General features: G+C 52.7%; 2 protein-coding genes. Both read right to left on the minus strand.

The window, feature by feature from the left end; translation table 11 throughout:
* Window positions 1–221 (minus strand): hypothetical protein (locus B3W37_RS03675; protein ID WP_483174818.1); only part of this gene is annotated, 221 nt, incomplete at its 3' end.
* 154 nt (window positions 222–375) lie between these two features.
* Entirely contained in the window at window positions 376–2,484 is a 2,109-nt protein-coding gene (locus B3W37_RS03680) for a sigma 54-interacting transcriptional regulator (protein ID WP_483174819.1), read from the minus strand.
* Window positions 2,485–2,773 lie beyond the last annotated feature (289 nt).

The following is a 2,773-nucleotide window of genomic DNA, read 5'->3' on the forward strand; positions in this document are numbered from 1 at the left end:
TGATGGAATGAATATCGATTGCTTGCGGCACAGCCGCCTTGCTGTTTAGCGCTGCATAAGGCAAATCTGCAGGCTCTCCCGGTAATCTTGCCTGGCCATGGTTGCGGCAGATTGGAGACGGCTGTATATTGGCCTTTTCCGGATGAGCAATTGGGCTTGCCAAGGCTGAGTTCAAGGCAGGATTGCATGAGAGCACTGCAAAAGCAGCGCAATTTTGCCATGCATTTCTGCAGTCAACAAAAAAGCCCCTCACCAAGCAGAATATCTTGGTACGGGGCTGAATGACCGCATGATGGGGTATATGGTTTCAATATGACGGGGAGTCAGAGTTGTATGAAGTCGTAGGCAATTTTGAGGCGATCGGTTGCCCGGGTGTCAGTCATTCCGGGCCGGTTCGGCCGTTATGCCGTATTTTGCGGCCTTGCGTAAAACCGTGGAAGGGTCGATGCCGAGATGCCTGGCGACCTCGCGGGTAGCCCGGTAGCGGCTGTAGGCATGGGAGATGATCTCTCTTTCCACAAATTCGACGGCTTCTTTCAAGGGGAGAACCCCTTCGACGGATATTTGGGGATGAACATCCTTGCGCATGAAATTTTTAAGATTATTGGGCAGGTCTTCGCCGGTCAGGACATCCCTCGGGATAGTCACTACCAACCGCTCGATGACATTCTCCAGTTCCCGGACATTGCCAGGCCAGTCGTAATTCATGAGTATATCGATGACATCAGGGAACAACTCCTTGTGCATATCGTATTTCTTGTTAAACAGCTTAATGAAATGGGCGGCCAGAAGAGGTATCTCTTCCTTGCGGGCCCGTAGGGGCGGGACCTCAACCGGCACAACGTTGAGGCGATAGTAAAGGTCTTCCCGGAACTGGTTGTTGGCCACCAGTTGGCCTACATCCCGGTTGGTGGCGGCGATTATGCGCACATCAACGGGGATCGTCTTTTCTCCGCCCACCCGCATTATTTCTTTATTCTGAATCACCCTCAACAGATTGGCTTGTAAACTGAAGGGCAGCTCGCTGATTTCATCCAGGAGAATCGTCCCCCCGACGGCCAGTTCGAAGTAACCGGCCCGGCCTCCCTTTTTGGCTCCAGTGAAGGCTCCCGGGTCGTAGCCGAACAACTCCGATTCCAAAAGGTTGCTGGCGATGGCTCCGCAGTTTATCTTGATGAAAGGGCCTTTCCGGCGCGGGCTGTTGGTGTGGATGATCTCGGCGATCAGTTCTTTGCCGGTACCGGATTCCCCAGTGATCAGGACGGTTGACTCAACCTGAGCGATACGGGTGACGTTGTCGAGCAATTCTTTCATGATCCGTGAACCGACGATTAGCTTCTCAGTGTCGTACTGCATCTGCAGTGCCCGCAACTCGGATTCATAATGTTTGCTCAGCCCTTGAGCCTGCACTAGTTGCTGCTTAAGCTGCATCAGCTCGGTGATGTCCCGGACATTAGAAACCACCCGGAATATCCGGCCTTTTCGATCGAACACCGGGGTACCGGTAGTCAGTGCGGTCCGGCCGGCCAGGGTCCGCTGCATGATGGTCACTGGTTTTCCCTGCTTCAGAACCAGGGCACTGACCGACTCTGATACGATGCCCCGTTCCCTCACCAGGTCCTCTACGTTGAGGCCCACCATTTCAATGGCCGGGACCCCGGTCAGTTTTTCAAAGGCCTCGTTGACCCGCAGGGTTATGCCCTGGCCATTGGTCAGGTAGAGTCCGTCATAGGACGACTCGATGATGGCATCCATTTCCCGGTTAAGTTCTTTGACATTTTCTAGTTCTCTGGATATATTTTCGAGTTCGGAGATATCCTGAAGAACCGCTACCGCCCCGATGATCTCGCCGTCTTCTAATATTGGGGTGCGGTTGGATATGAACAGTGAGTTCTTAAGCATAATCTTCTGTACCGGCCTGGGGCAGCCGGTTACCAGCGTTTCTACCAGGCCGCTGTTGGGAATGACTTGCATGATTTCCCGGCCCAGCACATCAGTACTTTTGATGTCCAGGAAATTCTCCGCGGCCCGGTTGACCAAAGTGATCCGGGCGTTTTTGTCGATAGCGACGATGAGATTATGGGTGGAATCCAGGATGGTCTGTAGTTCATTGGATAGATAAATGAAGGAGTTAAAATAGGCATAGGCCAGGTCGCTGCGTGTGATCATGCCCACCACTTTATCCTGATCGACTACCGGGAGCCGTCCCACACTTCTCTTGATAAGATTCCGCACCTTTTCATCGGGGTGGCCGGTAAGCACGCTGGTGGTCATGATCTGACCGACCGTGGCATTGGGATCACCGTCCCCGGCCAATACCCGGTAGAGGTGGCTTTTGGTCAATAGCCCGGCCATCCGGCCATGCTCGTCAATTACAGGGGCCCCATCAATTTCATGATCGATGAATACCCGGCTGGCCTCTCGAATCGTATGCGCCAGAGTCAAAGTCACCGGGTCAGTGCTCATTATGTCAGACAGCTTCATAATGATAACCTCACAATACGTTGGACATATCTGGCTGTATTCTTCTGTTATTCCATAGTATAGCACAAGCCTCCCCAAGCTTAGGGAGTTATCATCCTTGCCTGGCGGCTTCTAAATGGCCGGTTGAGGGCCGACTGAACAGGTTCTGATTACTAAATACTATTCGTTTGCTGCCTAAACATATGCCCACCGACCATTAAGCCAAAACCACAAGGTCATTGACACACACCATCTCGCTCTCCAAGGCTGCCCAATGTCTTGGGGCTGCTACTTGAAAATGCGCTCCAAT

The sequence above is a fragment of the Syntrophomonas sp. UBA5494 genome (genome assembly GCF_002426325.1).